The 15,889-nt window shown below is 43.2% G+C and carries 13 protein-coding genes, 13 tRNA genes and 3 rRNA genes; 28 read left to right on the top strand and 1 reads right to left on the bottom strand.

What is annotated here, in order from left to right; translation table 11 throughout:
- Positions 1 to 3: 3 nt before the first annotated feature.
- The 7 genes from SCI76_RS12925 to SCI76_RS12895 all read left to right on the top strand — a co-directional run bounded on the left by SCI76_RS12925 (position 4) and on the right by SCI76_RS12895 (position 5,927).
- Positions 4 to 405 carry an anti-sigma regulatory factor gene (locus SCI76_RS12925; RefSeq protein ID WP_013055007.1) on the top strand — a complete coding sequence of 134 codons (402 nt, stop codon included), beginning with the start codon at positions 4 to 6 and terminating at the stop codon, positions 403 to 405.
- A gap of 13 nt (positions 406 to 418) precedes the next feature.
- The gene (locus tag SCI76_RS12920) at positions 419 to 1,429 is read left to right on the top strand and encodes a PP2C family protein-serine/threonine phosphatase (protein WP_013055008.1); all 1,011 of its coding nucleotides are present in this window, start codon (positions 419 to 421) and stop codon (positions 1,427 to 1,429) included.
- Positions 1,430 to 1,488: 59 nt separating this feature from the next.
- Positions 1,489 to 1,821: an anti-sigma factor antagonist gene (locus tag SCI76_RS12915; RefSeq protein WP_047751770.1), complete on the top strand. Its 333-nt coding sequence runs from the start codon at positions 1,489 to 1,491 to the stop codon at positions 1,819 to 1,821.
- A complete protein-coding gene (rsbW, locus tag SCI76_RS12910) occupies positions 1,818 to 2,303 on the top strand; it encodes an anti-sigma B factor RsbW (protein WP_013055010.1) in 486 nt (161 codons plus the stop codon). Before SCI76_RS12915 ends, rsbW begins: the two co-directional genes overlap by 4 nt.
- A complete protein-coding gene (gene sigB / locus SCI76_RS12905) occupies positions 2,269 to 3,063 on the top strand; it encodes an RNA polymerase sigma factor SigB (protein WP_013055011.1) in 795 nt (264 codons plus the stop codon). The genes rsbW and sigB overlap by 35 nt, the downstream gene beginning before the upstream one ends.
- Positions 3,063 to 3,668 (top strand): PP2C family serine/threonine-protein phosphatase, encoded by a 606-nt coding sequence (locus tag SCI76_RS12900; protein ID WP_033580804.1) that lies wholly within the window; start codon positions 3,063 to 3,065, stop codon positions 3,666 to 3,668. Before sigB ends, SCI76_RS12900 begins: the two co-directional genes overlap by 1 nt.
- 84 nt (positions 3,669 to 3,752) lie before the next feature.
- Complete coding sequence (locus SCI76_RS12895; protein ID WP_048022347.1) at positions 3,753 to 5,927, top strand: Tex family protein; 2,175 nt, start codon at positions 3,753 to 3,755, stop codon at positions 5,925 to 5,927.
- A gap of 57 nt (positions 5,928 to 5,984) precedes the next feature.
- Here the strand turns inward: SCI76_RS12895 and cmpA are convergent, their stop codons facing one another.
- Positions 5,985 to 6,101 carry a cortex morphogenetic protein CmpA gene (cmpA, locus tag SCI76_RS12890; RefSeq protein ID WP_013055014.1) on the bottom strand — a complete coding sequence of 39 codons (117 nt, stop codon included), beginning with the start codon at positions 6,099 to 6,101 and terminating at the stop codon, positions 5,985 to 5,987.
- A 109-nt stretch (positions 6,102 to 6,210) separates the two neighbouring features.
- Between cmpA and SCI76_RS12885 the strand changes: the two genes are divergently transcribed.
- From SCI76_RS12885 to tsaD, 21 genes are all read left to right on the top strand, one after another.
- Positions 6,211 to 6,660, top strand: coding sequence for a SprT family protein (locus tag SCI76_RS12885; protein WP_028411875.1), 450 nt, complete (start codon positions 6,211 to 6,213; stop codon positions 6,658 to 6,660).
- 134 nt (positions 6,661 to 6,794) lie between these two features.
- A tRNA-Asn gene (locus SCI76_RS12880) sits at positions 6,795 to 6,869 on the top strand.
- A 3-nt stretch (positions 6,870 to 6,872) separates the two neighbouring features.
- Positions 6,873 to 6,963: transfer RNA gene (locus tag SCI76_RS12875), tRNA-Ser, on the top strand.
- Between the two features lie 9 nt (positions 6,964 to 6,972).
- A tRNA-Glu gene (locus SCI76_RS12870) sits at positions 6,973 to 7,047 on the top strand.
- A 24-nt stretch (positions 7,048 to 7,071) separates the two neighbouring features.
- Positions 7,072 to 7,147 (top strand) — tRNA-Val (locus SCI76_RS12865).
- Positions 7,148 to 7,176: 29 nt separating this feature from the next.
- Positions 7,177 to 7,252: transfer RNA gene (locus SCI76_RS12860), tRNA-Asp, on the top strand.
- Positions 7,253 to 7,263: 11 nt separating this feature from the next.
- A tRNA-Gln gene (locus tag SCI76_RS12855) sits at positions 7,264 to 7,338 on the top strand.
- Between the two features lie 4 nt (positions 7,339 to 7,342).
- A tRNA-Lys gene (locus tag SCI76_RS12850) sits at positions 7,343 to 7,415 on the top strand.
- A 12-nt stretch (positions 7,416 to 7,427) separates the two neighbouring features.
- A tRNA-Leu gene (locus SCI76_RS12845) sits at positions 7,428 to 7,510 on the top strand.
- Positions 7,511 to 7,532: 22 nt separating this feature from the next.
- Positions 7,533 to 7,618: transfer RNA gene (locus SCI76_RS12840), tRNA-Leu, on the top strand.
- Positions 7,619 to 7,708: 90 nt separating this feature from the next.
- A tRNA-Arg gene (locus SCI76_RS12835) sits at positions 7,709 to 7,785 on the top strand.
- Positions 7,786 to 7,789: 4 nt separating this feature from the next.
- Positions 7,790 to 7,863 (top strand) — tRNA-Gly (locus SCI76_RS12830).
- Between the two features lie 81 nt (positions 7,864 to 7,944).
- A 16S ribosomal RNA gene (locus SCI76_RS12825) occupies positions 7,945 to 9,496 on the top strand.
- 225 nt (positions 9,497 to 9,721) lie between these two features.
- A 23S ribosomal RNA gene (locus tag SCI76_RS12820) occupies positions 9,722 to 12,657 on the top strand.
- 68 nt (positions 12,658 to 12,725) lie between these two features.
- Positions 12,726 to 12,841 (top strand): 5S ribosomal RNA (gene rrf / locus SCI76_RS12815).
- The 16S, 23S and 5S rRNA genes sit together here with 13 tRNA genes alongside, the layout of an rRNA operon.
- A gap of 24 nt (positions 12,842 to 12,865) precedes the next feature.
- Positions 12,866 to 12,942 (top strand) — tRNA-Met (locus tag SCI76_RS12810).
- Between the two features lie 4 nt (positions 12,943 to 12,946).
- A tRNA-Asp gene (locus SCI76_RS12805) sits at positions 12,947 to 13,022 on the top strand.
- 220 nt (positions 13,023 to 13,242) lie between these two features.
- On the top strand, positions 13,243 to 13,713 hold the full coding sequence (gene tsaE, locus SCI76_RS12800) for a tRNA (adenosine(37)-N6)-threonylcarbamoyltransferase complex ATPase subunit type 1 TsaE (protein ID WP_013081426.1): 471 nt from the start codon (positions 13,243 to 13,245) through the stop codon (positions 13,711 to 13,713).
- On the top strand, positions 13,710 to 14,408 hold the full coding sequence (tsaB, locus tag SCI76_RS12795) for a tRNA (adenosine(37)-N6)-threonylcarbamoyltransferase complex dimerization subunit type 1 TsaB (RefSeq protein WP_028412695.1): 699 nt from the start codon (positions 13,710 to 13,712) through the stop codon (positions 14,406 to 14,408). The genes tsaE and tsaB overlap by 4 nt, the downstream gene beginning before the upstream one ends.
- 13 nt (positions 14,409 to 14,421) lie before the next feature.
- The gene (gene rimI, locus SCI76_RS12790) at positions 14,422 to 14,871 is read left to right on the top strand and encodes a ribosomal protein S18-alanine N-acetyltransferase (RefSeq protein WP_028412696.1); all 450 of its coding nucleotides are present in this window, start codon (positions 14,422 to 14,424) and stop codon (positions 14,869 to 14,871) included.
- Entirely contained in the window at positions 14,868 to 15,884 is a 1,017-nt protein-coding gene (gene tsaD / locus SCI76_RS12785) for a tRNA (adenosine(37)-N6)-threonylcarbamoyltransferase complex transferase subunit TsaD (protein ID WP_080754517.1), read from the top strand. Before rimI ends, tsaD begins: the two co-directional genes overlap by 4 nt.
- The last annotated feature ends 5 nt before the right edge of the window (positions 15,885 to 15,889 follow it).

Here is a 15,889-nt window from a genome sequence, read left to right as displayed (position 1 = left end):
TATATGGAATTCCAATCCAGCGTAAAAATCGTAACAGAATGGGACATCGTAGCGGCACGCCAATTAGGTAGAAATGTGTCGAAAGAGCTAGGGTTTGGAACAGTTGACCAAGCTCGTATTACAACCGCCATTTCTGAATTAGCTCGTAATATTTACCTATATGCGGGTAAGGGTCAAATCTATATTGAGAAATTAAATCGTGGAGGAAAAAACGGTCTTCTTGTCGTAGCAACAGATGAAGGGCCAGGTATCCCCGACGTTCGCAAAGTAATGGAAGATGGATACTCAACATCGGGTGGACTAGGAGCTGGGCTTCCTGGGGTAAAACGATTGATGGATGAGTTTGACATCGAAACAAATGTCGGAGAAGGTACTGAGATTAAAGCAGTTAAGTGGCTCCGGTAGGAGGAAATAGATAATGTCTTTTGATAAAGAGATGAGAGATTTATACAAAGATATTTTGGGGAACTATATCCAAACACAAAATGAACAAATTTTGTATCAAGGACAAAAACTAAGTAGAAAATCTTTAGAGAATGAAATATCGCCAGAAGATATTGTGAGCATTCATAAAGAAGTGATTGAAGAAATTTATTCTGATATTCCAGAAAAAGTGCTGCATTCTCTGGACTTTTTACTTGAGGTAATGATTAGCTACGGTCTTGCTCTTCGTGAGCATCAAACATTAAAAAATAAGCAGCGGGAACTTCGTTCTGAAATCGAAGTTGCCGCTAACGTCCAGCAGACGCTGTTAGGGACAAAGGTTCCGGCTAGTTCAACTTTAGAAATTGGCGCGATTAGCGTACCTGCTAAACAGATGAACGGAGATTATTTTCACTTTGTAGAAGAAGAGCACGGTGGGTTAAGTATTGCCATTGCCGATGTGATTGGAAAAGGAATTCCAGCTGCAATGTGTATGTCTATGATCAAGTATGCAATGGACAGCTTACCGGACTCAAGAAAAAATCCAAGTTACGTATTGGAGAACTTGAATAATATTGTAGAGAGAAACGTAGATCCAAGTATGTTTATTACGATGTTCTACGGAAGTTATAATCCCGAGACAAACTTATTTGATTATGCATCTGCAGGGCATGAGCCAGGCTTTTATTATGATGCCAAAGCTGATTCATTTGAAGATTTGGAAGCAAAAGGACTCGTGCTAGGAGTCGATCGCCATGTGAAATATCTTCAGTACGAGCAGCAGCTTTCAAAAGGCGATATGATTGTTCTGTTAACAGATGGTGTAACAGAATGCAGAACTGAAGAAGGATTTATCGAAAGATTGGACATCATAAAATTAATTCGAAAATACATGCATTTGTCTCCTCAAGAAATTGTAGAATCTGTATATAAAGAGCTGGAAAAATTACAGCATTTTCAATTGAGGGATGACTTTACATTGATTATTTTGAAGAGTTTAGTTTAAGTATTCTAAATAAGGGTACAGAAAAGATAGCACAAAATTAGAGGGGGTCTACTAATACGATGAATTTAAAAATAGATATACAAAAGGACGGTCAAGCATATCGTATTAAGCTGGCTGGAGAGATTGACGCATATACAGCACCTAAGCTAAAAGAAAAGTTCATGGAAATTACTGAACATAACGAACCAGAAATTATAGTTGATTTAACCGATGTATCATACATGGATAGTACAGGACTAGGTGTATTTATTGCATTGTTAAAAGCTAATAAGAAAAATAACGGCTCTTTGAAATTTGTTGGTGTATCAGAGCGCATCAAGCGCTTATTTGATATTACGGGCCTCACAGACATTTTAAACGTGAATTCACAAGTAGAAGGTGGCGTAAAATGAAACAGCCTTATGACTTTGTTGAGATGAAGATTCCTGCTAAGCCAGACTACGTAGCGATTATTCGACTGACGCTGTCTGGTGTAGCGAATCGGATGGGTTTTTCTTATGATGAAATTGAAGATATGAAAATTGCTGTGAGTGAGGCATGTACAAATGCCGTACAGCATGCTTACAAGAATGAAGAAAATGGTGAAGTGAGAGTAGGTTTTGGTTTATTTGATGACCGTTTAGAAATCATGGTGGTCGATAAAGGCGAAAGCTTTAATTTTGAAGAGCTTAAGGAACATATAGGACCTTATGAAACATCAAAAGAAGTTGAATTTCTTCCTGAAGGTGGACTTGGTTTATATTTAATTGAAACACTAATGGACGAAGTGAAAATGGTCAATTCAAAAGGTGTAACGCTAATGATGACTAAGTATGTGCAAAGAGAGCAGGTGGAGAGTGATGAAAACACAGTCTCAACCTATGAAATTAACTAAAGAACAGGTTCAGGAACGAATTGAGCGCTTTCAAAAAACGCAGGATGAAGAAGCACAAAGTGATCTAGTAGTACATTACAAGAACCTTGTTGAATCTATTGCACGTCGTTATTCAAAAGGCAGAAGCTTACATGAAGATATTGTGCAGGTAGGGATGCTAGGACTGTTAGGAGCTATTAGAAGGTATGATGCTTCATTTGGAAGAAGTTTTGAATCGTTTGCTGTTCCTACAATCATTGGAGAGATTAAGCGATTTTTACGCGATAAAACGTGGAGTGTTCACGTACCGCGCCGCATCAAAGAATTAGGTCCTAAAATTAAAGCAGCTGTCGAAGAGCTAACAACCCGTTTACAGCGATCTCCTCAAGTAAAAGAAATTGCTGATCATATCGGAGTGACAGAGGAAGAAATTTTAGAAACGATGGAGATGGGGCAAAGTTATCAAGCGTTGTCTGTTGATCATTCTATTGAAGCAGACTCTGATGGAAGTACTGTTACAATCCTTGATTTAGTAGGTGAACAAGAGTCGGGTTATGAGAAAACTGATCAGCGCTTAGTGTTAGAAAAGATTCTTCATGTATTAAGCGATAGAGAAAAAGAAGTAATTCGCTATACATTTATTGAAAATCTGAGTCAAAAAGATGCCGGTGAGAAATTAGGGATTTCTCAAATGCATGTATCTCGACTGCAAAGAAGAGCGCTTGATAAGCTAAGGACTGCAGCTCGCTCAGATTCTAACGATTCGGAGTATATGTCGTGATGACAGTAGACCCGAATACAAAGTCGATTCAAACTCATATATATCAAGAGCCAAAGCAAGGGAACGTGTGTTGTGGAGATAGTTACTATGTCAAAGAAACGGATGATTATTTTCTATGTGCAGTGGCAGATGGATTAGGAAGCGGTGAACAAGCCAGAGCCGCTTCTGTAGCTGTTACGGATGTAGCGAAAGCTCATCATCATCTAGATGTAGATGAGATTATTTCTAAGTGCAACAAGGCTACTCGACATACAAGAGGCGCAGCAGTAGCTATTTTGAAAATTGATAAAAAACATAACGAATTTCATTACACAAATGTAGGTAATATCCGCTTTTATCTGTATTCTCCGGAGGGGAAATTAACGTACCCTCTGCCAATTCAAGGTTTTTTATCAGGGAAAATTCAAAAGTTCCGCACACAAACCTTCCCATATGACTCCGGTTCTAAATTTTTGATTCATACAGATGGCTTAGAATTAAAAGAGATTAAATCTGTTTTTGCTAACTCGATGAATGTCGATCAATTGTCGACACGCCTACAGGCAGCAATTCGATCTCATAATGACGATATTACGTATATCGCTGGTCATCTTCCAACTGCATAGCCTTTCTTTTTAGCTCACATGTGTTATTGCATGTGAGTTTTGTTACAATAGAGACAAAGTTTCATTTAGGTAGGAGGATAAGCTGTGTCTGTTGCAACGAAATTAGATAATCAAATTGTTCAACGTGTAAGTAAAGAGGTAGAGATTTCACACAAGCAAGTACAAAACGTAATTGCTTTAGTAGAAGATGGTAATACAGTTCCCTTTATTGCTCGATATAGAAAAGAACAAACTGGTGCTTTGGATGAAGTCCAAATCCGGAATATTTTAGATTCCTGGAACTACTTAATGAATTTAGAGGAGCGTAAAGAGGAAGTTCACCGATTAATTGAAGAGCAAGGGAAATTAACTGAGGAACTGGCTGCTCAAATTCATCAAGCGAAGAAATTGCAGCAAGTAGAAGATTTATACCGCCCTTTTAAGCAAAAACGACGTACAAAAGCAACTGTAGCAAAAGAAAAAGGTCTTGAACCATTAGCACAGTGGCTACTAAGTTTCCCGAATTCTGACGTAAACATTGAAGCGCAAACATACATAAATGAAGAAGCAGGAGTTCAATCTTCTGACGAAGCTATTCAGGGAGCCCTAGACATTGTAGCGGAACAAATTTCTGACGAAGCATCTTACCGTCAATGGATTCGTACGACCACTGTAAAAGATGGCATAATTGTTACTTCAGTCAAAGATCCGGAAAAAGATGAAAAAAATATCTATGAAATGTACTATGAATATACAGAAGCGGTAAAGCGAATCGTTCCTCACCGTATTTTAGCTATGAATAGAGGAGAAAAAGACGGTATTTTAAAAGTGAGTATTGACGCGCCTACAGATCGTATTCTTTCATATTTACATAAAGAAGTAATCAAGAAAAGGGATTCTTCAGCTGAAGGTTATATCATCTCAGCTATAGAAGATGCTTATAAACGCTTAATAGAACCATCTATTGAACGCGAAATTCGTAAAGACCTATCAGAAAAAGCGGAAGAAAGAGCCATTCACATCTTTTCTGAAAACTTACGAAAACTTCTTCTCCAACCTCCATTGAAAGGTAAAGTGGTATTAGGAGTAGATCCAGCTTTTCGAACAGGCTGCAAATTAGCTGTAGTCGATGAAACAGGCAAGGTATTAAAAATTGATGTTATTTATCCACATCCTCCTGTGAGAAAAGCAGCTGAAGCACAAAATAAATTAAAGAAAATGTTCGCTGAATACCCTATTGAAGTAGTGGCAATTGGAAATGGAACGGCATCTCGCGAAACGGAGCAATTTGTAGCGGATGTTCTTAAAGAAATTGAAAACCCAGTTTATTATTTGATTGTGAATGAAGCGGGAGCAAGCGTATATTCGGCTTCTGATGTTGCTAGAGAAGAATTCCCTGATTTTCAAGTAGAAGAGCGAAGCGCTGTATCGATTGCCAGAAGGCTGCAAGATCCGCTGGCTGAGCTTGTGAAAATCGATCCTAAGTCGGTAGGGGTAGGGCAATATCAGCATGATGTGTCTCAAAAGCAATTAAATGATTCACTGACTTTTATTGTAGAGACAGTAGTAAACCAAGTAGGAGTGAATGCAAACACGGCTTCTGCTTCGCTTCTACAATACGTTGCTGGTCTAAATAAGACAGTTGCTCAAAACATTGTAAAATATCGGGATGAAAACGGAAAATTCTCTAACCGAAAACAGTTGAAGAAAATTCCGCGTCTAGGGGCTAAAACATATGAGCAGTGTATTGGGTTTTTACGTATTATAGAAGGTGAAGAACCTTTAGACAGAACGGGTATCCATCCTGAAACATATGGAGACGTTAAAAAGCTTTTAAAGAAAGCGGAAGTGAAAGAGACTGAACTTGGAACGGAGAAAGTAAAAGAAGCATTAAAACATATTTCTTTACCCGAAATATCAGAAGAACTAAGTATAGGGGAGCTTACTTTAAAAGACATTATAGAAGCGCTCGTAAGACCGGAAAGAGATCCTCGTGATGAACTGCCAAAACCTTTGCTCCGTCAGGATATTTTGAAGCTAGAGGATCTAGCAAAAGGTATTCAGCTTGAAGGAACGGTGCGAAACGTCGTAGACTTCGGAGCGTTCATCGATATAGGAGTTAAGCAAGACGGTCTAGTCCATATTTCTAAATTAACGAATCGGTACGTTAAGCATCCCCTCGATGTCGTTTCAGTAGGAGATTTGGTGAATGTGTGGGTAGAAGACGTAGATATGAAAAAAGGAAGAGTTGCACTGACGATGATTCCGCCCCATCAATAATAAAATTGCCTTTTCAGATTTTCTGAAAAGGCAATTTTATTTGTAAAAAGAAGTGATTTAAGAAGCGGAATTATTTTTTTGATAAAAAAACCAACATTGGTTGAGCAATTTTATTTGTGCGCGGTCTTTTTCAGAATAAGCGCGCCTCATTTGTTTTTGTAGCCACATTGGCATAAGGACAATCACTCCTTTTCATTTATGATAAGGTGAATAGTGAGTATGTAATGAAGTGTATGCCCAAAGAGCTAGTCAGGTGATTTCATACAGTAGAGGAGTATATAAGATGAATGATAAGGATTTACAAATACTTGTAGAAGAAATTTCATTGAAGCTGTTTCACAAACCATTTCGTCATGAAGCCACTTTTAATTCTCGGTTACGTACGACAGGCGGAAGGTATTTGTTACGTACATCTAATATAGAAGTAAACTACAAATACTTTGAACAATATGGCACACAAGAAATAGTAGAAATTATTAAACATGAGCTCTGTCACTATCATTTGCATATTGAGGGGAAAGGGTATAAGCATGGAGATCAAGACTTTAAAAGGTTAATGAAAGAAGTAGACGCACCTCGATTTTGTCAGGCATTGAAAAAAGAAAGTGATGGAAAGAAAAAAGAGCACATATATGTATGTATGCAGTGTGATCAAAAATATGTTCGAAAAAGAAAAGTGAACACAGTTAAATATGTTTGTGGGAAGTGTAAAGGTAAATTAAAAAAAATGTAGAAGATGCTTGACTAAAATAGATTCATTATGGTAAATTAATAAAGCCGTCTCAAATAAACGGCAAAGAAATTACAAAAACTTATTGACATTACATATAATGTCGATTACAATGTAAGAAGTCTGATAAATATTATTCCACAGTAGCTCAGTGGTAGAGCTATCGGCTGTTAACCGATCGGTCGTAGGTTCGAGTCCTACCTGTGGAGCCATATGGAGAAGTACTCAAGTGGCTGAAGAGGCGCCCCTGCTAAGGGTGTAGGTCGTGTAAGCGGCGCGAGGGTTCAAATCCCTCCTTCTCCGCCATTTTATAATGGCCCGTTGGTCAAGCGGTTAAGACACCGCCCTTTCACGGCGGTAACACGGGTTCGAATCCCGTACGGGTCACCATTGATTTTTATTTACATATCCTGTGGAGGATTAGCTCAGCTGGGAGAGCACCTGCCTTACAAGCAGGGGGTCGGCGGTTCGATCCCGTCATCCTCCACCATTTTGACTGTTTTATACATAATTTTGGATGGTCCCGTGGTGTAGCGGTTAACATGCCTGCCTGTCACGCAGGAGATCGCGGGTTCGATTCCCGTCGGGACCGCCATTTTAAATTATTGGGCTATCGCCAAGCGGTAAGGCAACGGATTTTGATTCCGTCATGCGTTGGTTCGAATCCAGCTAGCCCAGCCATAAAGAGCCATTAGCTCAGTTGGTAGAGCATCTGACTTTTAATCAGAGGGTCGAAGGTTCGAGTCCTTCATGGCTCATTTTCATTTCTTGCGGGTGTGGCGGAATTGGCAGACGCGCTAGACTTAGGATCTAGTGTCTTTACGACGTGGGGGTTCAAGTCCCTTCACCCGCATCTTATTCATTTTATGTATTTAGCGGTCGTGGCGGAATGGCAGACGCGCTAGGTTGAGGGCCTAGTGGGGGCGACCCCGTGGAGGTTCAAGTCCTCTCGGCCGCACCAAAAAAACTTTTTAAAAAAGTGTTGACATAAGAAAATAGAAATGATATTATAATAAAGTCGCCAAAACAACGGCGGTAAATATCATAAGAAGCGCCCGTAGCTCAATTGGATAGAGCGTTTGACTACGGATCAAAAGGTTAGGGGTTCGACTCCTCTCGGGCGCGCCATATTGCGGGTGTAGTTTAGTGGTAAAACCTCAGCCTTCCAAGCTGATGTCGTGAGTTCGATTCTCATCACCCGCTCCAAATATATTGAACTTTGAAAACTGAACAAAGCGACAAACGTCAACGTTAATTTTTATTTTTTAAATGAGCAAGTCAAACATTTCTTCGGAGAGTTTGATCCTGGCTCAGGATGAACGCTGGCGGCGTGCCTAATACATGCAAGTCGAGCGAACTGATTAGAAGCTTGCTTCTATGACGTTAGCGGCGGACGGGTGAGTAACACGTGGGCAACCTGCCTGTAAGACTGGGATAACTTCGGGAAACCGAAGCTAATACCGGATAGGATCTTCTCCTTCATGGGAGATGATTGAAAGATGGTTTCGGCTATCACTTACAGATGGGCCCGCGGTGCATTAGCTAGTTGGTGAGGTAACGGCTCACCAAGGCAACGATGCATAGCCGACCTGAGAGGGTGATCGGCCACACTGGGACTGAGACACGGCCCAGACTCCTACGGGAGGCAGCAGTAGGGAATCTTCCGCAATGGACGAAAGTCTGACGGAGCAACGCCGCGTGAGTGATGAAGGCTTTCGGGTCGTAAAACTCTGTTGTTAGGGAAGAACAAGTACAAGAGTAACTGCTCGTACCTTGACGGTACCTAACCAGAAAGCCACGGCTAACTACGTGCCAGCAGCCGCGGTAATACGTAGGTGGCAAGCGTTATCCGGAATTATTGGGCGTAAAGCGCGCGCAGGCGGTTTCTTAAGTCTGATGTGAAAGCCCACGGCTCAACCGTGGAGGGTCATTGGAAACTGGGCAACTTGAGTGCAGAAGAGAAAAGCGGAATTCCACGTGTAGCGGTGAAATGCGTAGAGATGTGGAGGAACACCAGTGGCGAAGGCGGCTTTTTGGTCTGTAACTGACGCTGAGGCGCGAAAGCGTGGGGAGCAAACAGGATTAGATACCCTGGTAGTCCACGCCGTAAACGATGAGTGCTAAGTGTTAGAGGGTTTCCGCCCTTTAGTGCTGCAGCTAACGCATTAAGCACTCCGCCTGGGGAGTACGGTCGCAAGACTGAAACTCAAAGGAATTGACGGGGGCCCGCACAAGCGGTGGAGCATGTGGTTTAATTCGAAGCAACGCGAAGAACCTTACCAGGTCTTGACATCCTCTGACAACTCTAGAGATAGAGCGTTCCCCTTCGGGGGACAGAGTGACAGGTGGTGCATGGTTGTCGTCAGCTCGTGTCGTGAGATGTTGGGTTAAGTCCCGCAACGAGCGCAACCCTTGATCTTAGTTGCCAGCATTTAGTTGGGCACTCTAAGGTGACTGCCGGTGACAAACCGGAGGAAGGTGGGGATGACGTCAAATCATCATGCCCCTTATGACCTGGGCTACACACGTGCTACAATGGATGGTACAAAGGGCTGCAAGACCGCGAGGTCAAGCCAATCCCATAAAACCATTCTCAGTTCGGATTGTAGGCTGCAACTCGCCTACATGAAGCTGGAATCGCTAGTAATCGCGGATCAGCATGCCGCGGTGAATACGTTCCCGGGCCTTGTACACACCGCCCGTCACACCACGAGAGTTTGTAACACCCGAAGTCGGTGGAGTAACCGTAAGGAGCTAGCCGCCTAAGGTGGGACAGATGATTGGGGTGAAGTCGTAACAAGGTAGCCGTATCGGAAGGTGCGGCTGGATCACCTCCTTTCTAAGGATTTTTACATGACGTACGTTTTGACACTTTGTTCAGTTTTGAGAGTTCAATCTCTCAATTATAGAAAGCATACTACTTTCTTCTTACTAGATAAGAAGAATTTTGGTTGCGATTGTTCTTTGAAAACTAGATAACAGTAATTGCTGAGGAAAAGTGAAACTTTTCTTTAATCAAACCAATAAATAACACAACATTATGTTGTACCATTTATTCGCTAATGGTTAAGTTAGAAAGGGCGCACGGTGAATGCCTTGGCACTAGGAGCCGATGAAGGACGGGACTAACACCGATATGCTTCGGGGAGCTGTAAGTGAGCTTTGATCCGGAGATTTCCGAATGGGGAAACCCACTGTTCGTAATGGAACAGTATCTTTATCTGAATACATAGGATATTGAAGGCAGACCCGGGGAACTGAAACATCTAAGTACCCGGAGGAAGAGAAAGCAAATGCGATTTCCTGAGTAGCGGCGAGCGAAACGGAATTAGCCCAAACCAAGAGGCTTGCCTCTTGGGGTTGTAGGACACTCTATACGGAGTTACAAAGGAACGAAGTAAATGAAGCGACCTGGAAAGGTCCGTCGAAGAAGGTAACAACCCTGTAGTTGAAACTTCGTTCCCTCTTGAGTGGATCCTGAGTACGGCGGAACACGTGAAATTCCGTCGGAAGCTGGGAGGACCATCTCCCAAGGCTAAATACTACCTAGTGACCGATAGTGAACCAGTACCGTGAGGGAAAGGTGAAAAGCACCCCGGAAGGGGAGTGAAAGAGATCCTGAAACCGTGTGCCTACAAGTAGTCAGAGCCCGTTAACGGGTGATGGCGTGCCTTTTGTAGAATGAACCGGCGAGTTACGATCCCATGCAAGGTTAAGCTGATAAGGCGGAGCCGTAGCGAAAGCGAGTCTGAATAGGGCGTTTAGTATGTGGTTGTAGACCCGAAACCAGGTGATCTACCCATGTCCAGGGTGAAGTTCAGGTAACACTGAATGGAGGCCCGAACCCACGCACGTTGAAAAGTGCGGGGATGAGGTGTGGGTAGCGGAGAAATTCCAATCGAACCTGGAGATAGCTGGTTCTCTCCGAAATAGCTTTAGGGCTAGCCTCATGTTGTGAGAGTCTTGGAGGTAGAGCACTGATTGGACTAGGGGCCCCCAACGGGTTACCGAATTCAGTCAAACTCCGAATGCCAAAGACTTATCCATGGGAGTCAGACTGCGAGTGATAAGATCCGTAGTCAAAAGGGAAACAGCCCAGACCACCAGCTAAGGTCCCCAAGTATACGTTAAGTGGAAAAGGATGTGGAGTTGCTTAGACAACCAGGATGTTGGCTTAGAAGCAGCCACCATTTAAAGAGTGCGTAATAGCTCACTGGTCGAGTGACTCTGCGCCGAAAATGTACCGGGGCTAAACGTATCACCGAAGCTGTGGATTGACATCTTAGATGTCAGTGGTAGGAGAGCGTTCTAAGTGCTGTGAAGTCAGACCGTAAGGACTGGTGGAGCGCTTAGAAGTGAGAATGCCGGTATGAGTAGCGAAAGACAAGTGAGAATCTTGTCCACCGAATGCCTAAGGTTTCCTGAGGAAGGCTCGTCCGCTCAGGGTTAGTCGGGACCTAAGCCGAGGCTGAAAAGCGTAGGCGATGGCCAACAGGTTGATATTCCTGTACCACCTCCCCGCCGTTTGAGTAATGGGGGGACGCAGTAGGATAGGGTAAGCGCGCTGCTGGATATGCGCGTTCAAGCAGTTAGGCTGATGAGTAGGCAAATCCGCTCATCATAAAGGCTGAGCTGTGATGACGAGGGAATTATAGTACCGAAGTTCCTGATTCCACACTGCCAAGAAAAGCCTCTAGCGAGGCGGGAGGTGCCCGTACCGCAAACCGACACAGGTAGGCGAGGAGAGAATCCTAAGGTGATCGAGAGAACTCTCGTTAAGGAACTCGGCAAAATGACCCCGTAACTTCGGGAGAAGGGGTGCTCTGGTAGGGTGTATAGCCCGAGAGAGCCGCAGTGAATAGGCCCAGGCGACTGTTTAGCAAAAACACAGGTCTCTGCGAAGCCGCAAGGCGAAGTATAGGGGCTGACGCCTGCCCGGTGCTGGAAGGTTAAGAGGAGGGGTTATCCTTTGGGAGAAGCTCTGAATCGAAGCCCCAGTAAACGGCGGCCGTAACTATAACGGTCCTAAGGTAGCGAAATTCCTTGTCGGGTAAGTTCCGACCCGCACGAAAGGCGTAACGATCTGGGCACTGTCTCAACGAGAGACTCGGTGAAATTATAGTACCTGTGAAGATGCAGGTTACCCGCGACAGGACGGAAAGACCCCGTGGAGCTTTACTGTAGCCTGATATTGAATTTTGGTACAGCTTGTACAGGATAGGTAGGAGCCTGAGAAGCCGGAGCGCTAGCTTCGGTGGAGGCGTCGGTGGGATACTACCCTGGCTGTATTGAAATTCTAACCCGCGGCCCTGATCGGGCCGGGAGACAGTGTCAGGTGGGCAGTTTGACTGGGGCGGTCGCCTCCTAAAATGTAACGGAGGCGCCCAAAGGTTCCCTCAGAATGGTTGGAAATCATTCGTAGAGTGTAAAGGCACAAGGGAGCTTGACTGCGAGACCTACAAGTCGAGCAGGGACGAAAGTCGGGCTTAGTGATCCGGTGGTTCCGCATGGAAGGGCCATCGCTCAACGGATAAAAGCTACCCCGGGGATAACAGGCTTATCTCCCCCAAGAGTCCACATCGACGGGGAGGTTTGGCACCTCGATGTCGGCTCATCGCATCCTGGGGCTGTAGTCGGTCCCAAGGGTTGGGCTGTTCGCCCATTAAAGCGGTACGCGAGCTGGGTTCAGAACGTCGTGAGACAGTTCGGTCCCTATCCGTCGTGGGCGTAGGAAATTTGAGAGGAGCTGTCCTTAGTACGAGAGGACCGGGATGGACACACCGCTGGTGTACCAGTTGTCTTGCCAAAGGCATCGCTGGGTAGCTATGTGTGGACGGGATAAGTGCTGAAAGCATCTAAGCATGAAGCCCCCCTCAAGATGAGATTTCCCATAGCGCAAGCTAGTAAGATCCCTGAAAGATGATCAGGTTGATAGGTCAGAGGTGGAAGCGTGGCGACATGTGTAGCTGACTGATACTAATCGATCGAGGACTTAACCAAACTTTAAAAGCGTAAGCTTTACTCAGCAATCTGTTACCTAGTTTTGAGAGAATAATCTCATATAAATGTCTAGTGATAATGGCAAAGAGGTCACACCCGTTCCCATACCGAACACGGAAGTTAAGCTCTTTAGCGCCGATGGTAGTTGGGACTTTGTCCCTGTGAGAGTAGGACATCGCTAGGCATTTTTATTTTGCTTTTTTATCATCGCGGGGTGGAGCAGTTCGGTAGCTCGTCGGGCTCATAACCCGAAGGTCGCAGGTTCAAATCCTGTCCCCGCAACCAACATGGTCCCGTGGTGTAGCGGTTAACATGCCTGCCTGTCACGCAGGAGATCGCGGGTTCGATTCCCGTCGGGACCGCCATGTTTTAGAAACGAAACAATGTGTTTCGTCTTTTTTATTGTTTGAACCATTTTTATATAAAACTTTACCGTCCTTAGGAGCAATCCTAAGGAATTTTTTATATACAAAGAAATTTCTTTGTAGAATTGCGATGTTAAAGATTGTTGGATTTCTTACTGGATATGTATAGTCCACAACGTTTACAATATATATATACAGATTGAAATGAGGTTCTGAATGAATGACAGAGATTAATGAATTTACGTTTATGTCTACGTCTCCTGATGAAACTAATCAGCTGGCTGCTCGTCTAGCAACTTTATTAGAAGCTGGTGACGTGCTGCTGCTTGAAGGTGATTTGGGAGCTGGAAAGACAACATTCACAAAAAGTTTAGCTAAAGGCTTAGGAATTGAACGCAATGTGAATAGCCCGACATTTACTATCATTAAAGAATACAAAAGCGGTCGCCTTCCTCTTTACCATATGGATGTGTACCGTCTAGGGGATGAATTTGAAGACCTAGGGTTCGATGAGTATTTTGAAGGAGATGGCGTGACGGTCGTGGAGTGGGCTCACCTGATTGAAGAGCAGCTTCCTAATGAATATATTCAAATCAATATTTACCATGAAAACGAAACGACTCGTAAAATCCTTGTAAAAGCGATAGGCAGTCGGTACGTTGAAATATGTAAGGAGCTTTTTAAAAGATGAAAATGTTAGCCATTGATACATCCAATTTTGTCATGGGTGTTGCTGTCGTTGAAGAAAACAAAGTAATTGGAGAAATTATTACGAATCTAAAAAAGAATCACTCTGTTCGTGTGATGAACGCTGTGGAATCTTTGTTAAAAGATTGTGATATTGCGCCAAGCGAGCTAGACCGTATTGTAGTGGCACACGGTCCCGGGTCCTATACCGGTGTACGCATTGGTGTTACCATTGCCAAGACACTTGCTTGGACTTTAAATATTCCTTTAATAGGTGTATCTAGCCTTGAGGCACTAGCAGCAAACGGTCGTTATTTTGATGGATATATTGCTCCGTTATTTGATGCGCGCCGTCAGCAGCTTTATACAGGACTATATGAATGGAATAACGAACGAGGTCTTGTAGAAGTTGAAAGTGATCGACTTGTTATTAATAAGGACTGGGCGGAACATTTAAAGTCATACAACAAACCTATTTTATTCATAGGCAATGATCTTTCCATGCATGAAGAGGCGTTAAAAGAAGTGTTGAGTGAACAAGCTGTATTTGCCCATGTTCAGCAGTTTAACCCAAGACCAAGTGAATTGGCTTTCTTAGGAATGAAGAAAGAGCCGCAGTCTGTGCATACTTTTGTTCCGAACTACATTCGTTTAGCTGAAGCAGAAGCCAACTGGCTTGCTTCACAGCAAAAAGGATAAAAGAAGGTATAACATGAAACTAACAATTAAGTTTCGTTTAATGGAAGTTAAAGATATTGATCAAGTAGTGAAAATCGAAGAGAAGTCTTTTACGACACCTTGGAGTGCAGAAGCATTTCAAAATGAGTTAACCAATAATCAATTTTCAACCTACATTGTGATGGAAGAAGGGGAAAATATTATTGGTTATTGCGGAACGTGGATTGTTATTGACGAAGCACATGTAACCAACATTGCGCTATTGCCAGACTACCGAGGCAAGGGACTCGGTGAATTGCTGCTGCGCAACGTGATGGACGTTCTTCGAAAACTAGGTGCTACGTCAATGACATTAGAAGTTAGGGTATCTAATCATATTGCACAATCATTGTATCAAAAGCTAGGTTTTAAACCTGGAGGTATTCGTAAGAATTATTATTCTGATAACAATGAGGATGCATTAGTTATGTGGGTGAATTTATGAATGAAAATCAATTAATTTTAGCATTAGAAACAAGCTGTGATGAGACAGCAGCAGCTGTGATTCGAAACGGTCATGAAATTGTAGCCAATGTGGTGGCCTCTCAAATAGAAAGCCATAAACGATTTGGCGGTGTCGTACCGGAAATTGCATCTCGTCATCATGTAGAACAAATTACAGTAGTAGTTGAAGAAACTTTAAATCAAGCGAACTTGACGTTTGCAGATATAGATGCAATAGCTGTAACGGAAGGACCAGGGCTTGTGGGAGCACTTCTTATTGGCGTAAATGCAGCCAAAGCGCTAGCATTTGCACATCAAAAGCCATTAATTGGTGTTCATCATATTGCAGGACATATTTATGCAAATCAGCTAATCAAAAAACTAGAATTCCCGCTCTTATCGCTAGTTGTATCTGGCGGGCATACGGAGCTTGTATACATGGAAAGTCACGGTCATTTTAAAGTAATCGGTGAAACAAGAGATGATGCAGCAGGAGAAGCCTACGATAAAGTAGCCCGCACGTTAAACCTTCCATATCCAGGCGGACCTCATATTGACCGCCTTGCACATGAAGGAGAGCCATTAATTGATTTGCCGCGTGCTTGGCTAGAAGAAGGATCCTATGATTTTAGTTTCAGTGGATTAAAATCAGCAGTTATTAACACTGTCCACAATGCGAAGCAAAAAGGTGAAGAGATTCTTCCACAAACACTTGCTGCTAGCTTTCAAGCGAGTGTCATTGATGTGTTAGTAACTAAAACGATTAAAGCTGCAAAGGAATATAACGTTAAGCAAGTTTTATTAGCAGGAGGAGTTGCTGCTAATAAAGGGCTTAGAGCAGCGCTAGAAGAGGCATTTGAACCCCTATCAAATATTGAGCTTATTATCCCGCCGCTATCTCTATGTACGGATAATGCCGCAATGATTGGAGCAGCAGCAAGCGTACGATTTGCTCAAGGAAAACGTTCAGATATGTCATTAAATGCAAACCCCGGTTTGGACTTGGAAGAGTAAGTGAC

It is taken from the genome of Priestia sp. HNGD-A6, assembly GCF_045784335.1.
In the GTDB taxonomy this organism is placed as follows: domain Bacteria; phylum Bacillota; class Bacilli; order Bacillales; family Bacillaceae_H; genus Priestia; species Priestia zanthoxyli.
The sequence above is the reverse complement of the archived record's forward strand: the minus strand, read 5'-3'. Positions and strand labels throughout refer to the sequence as shown.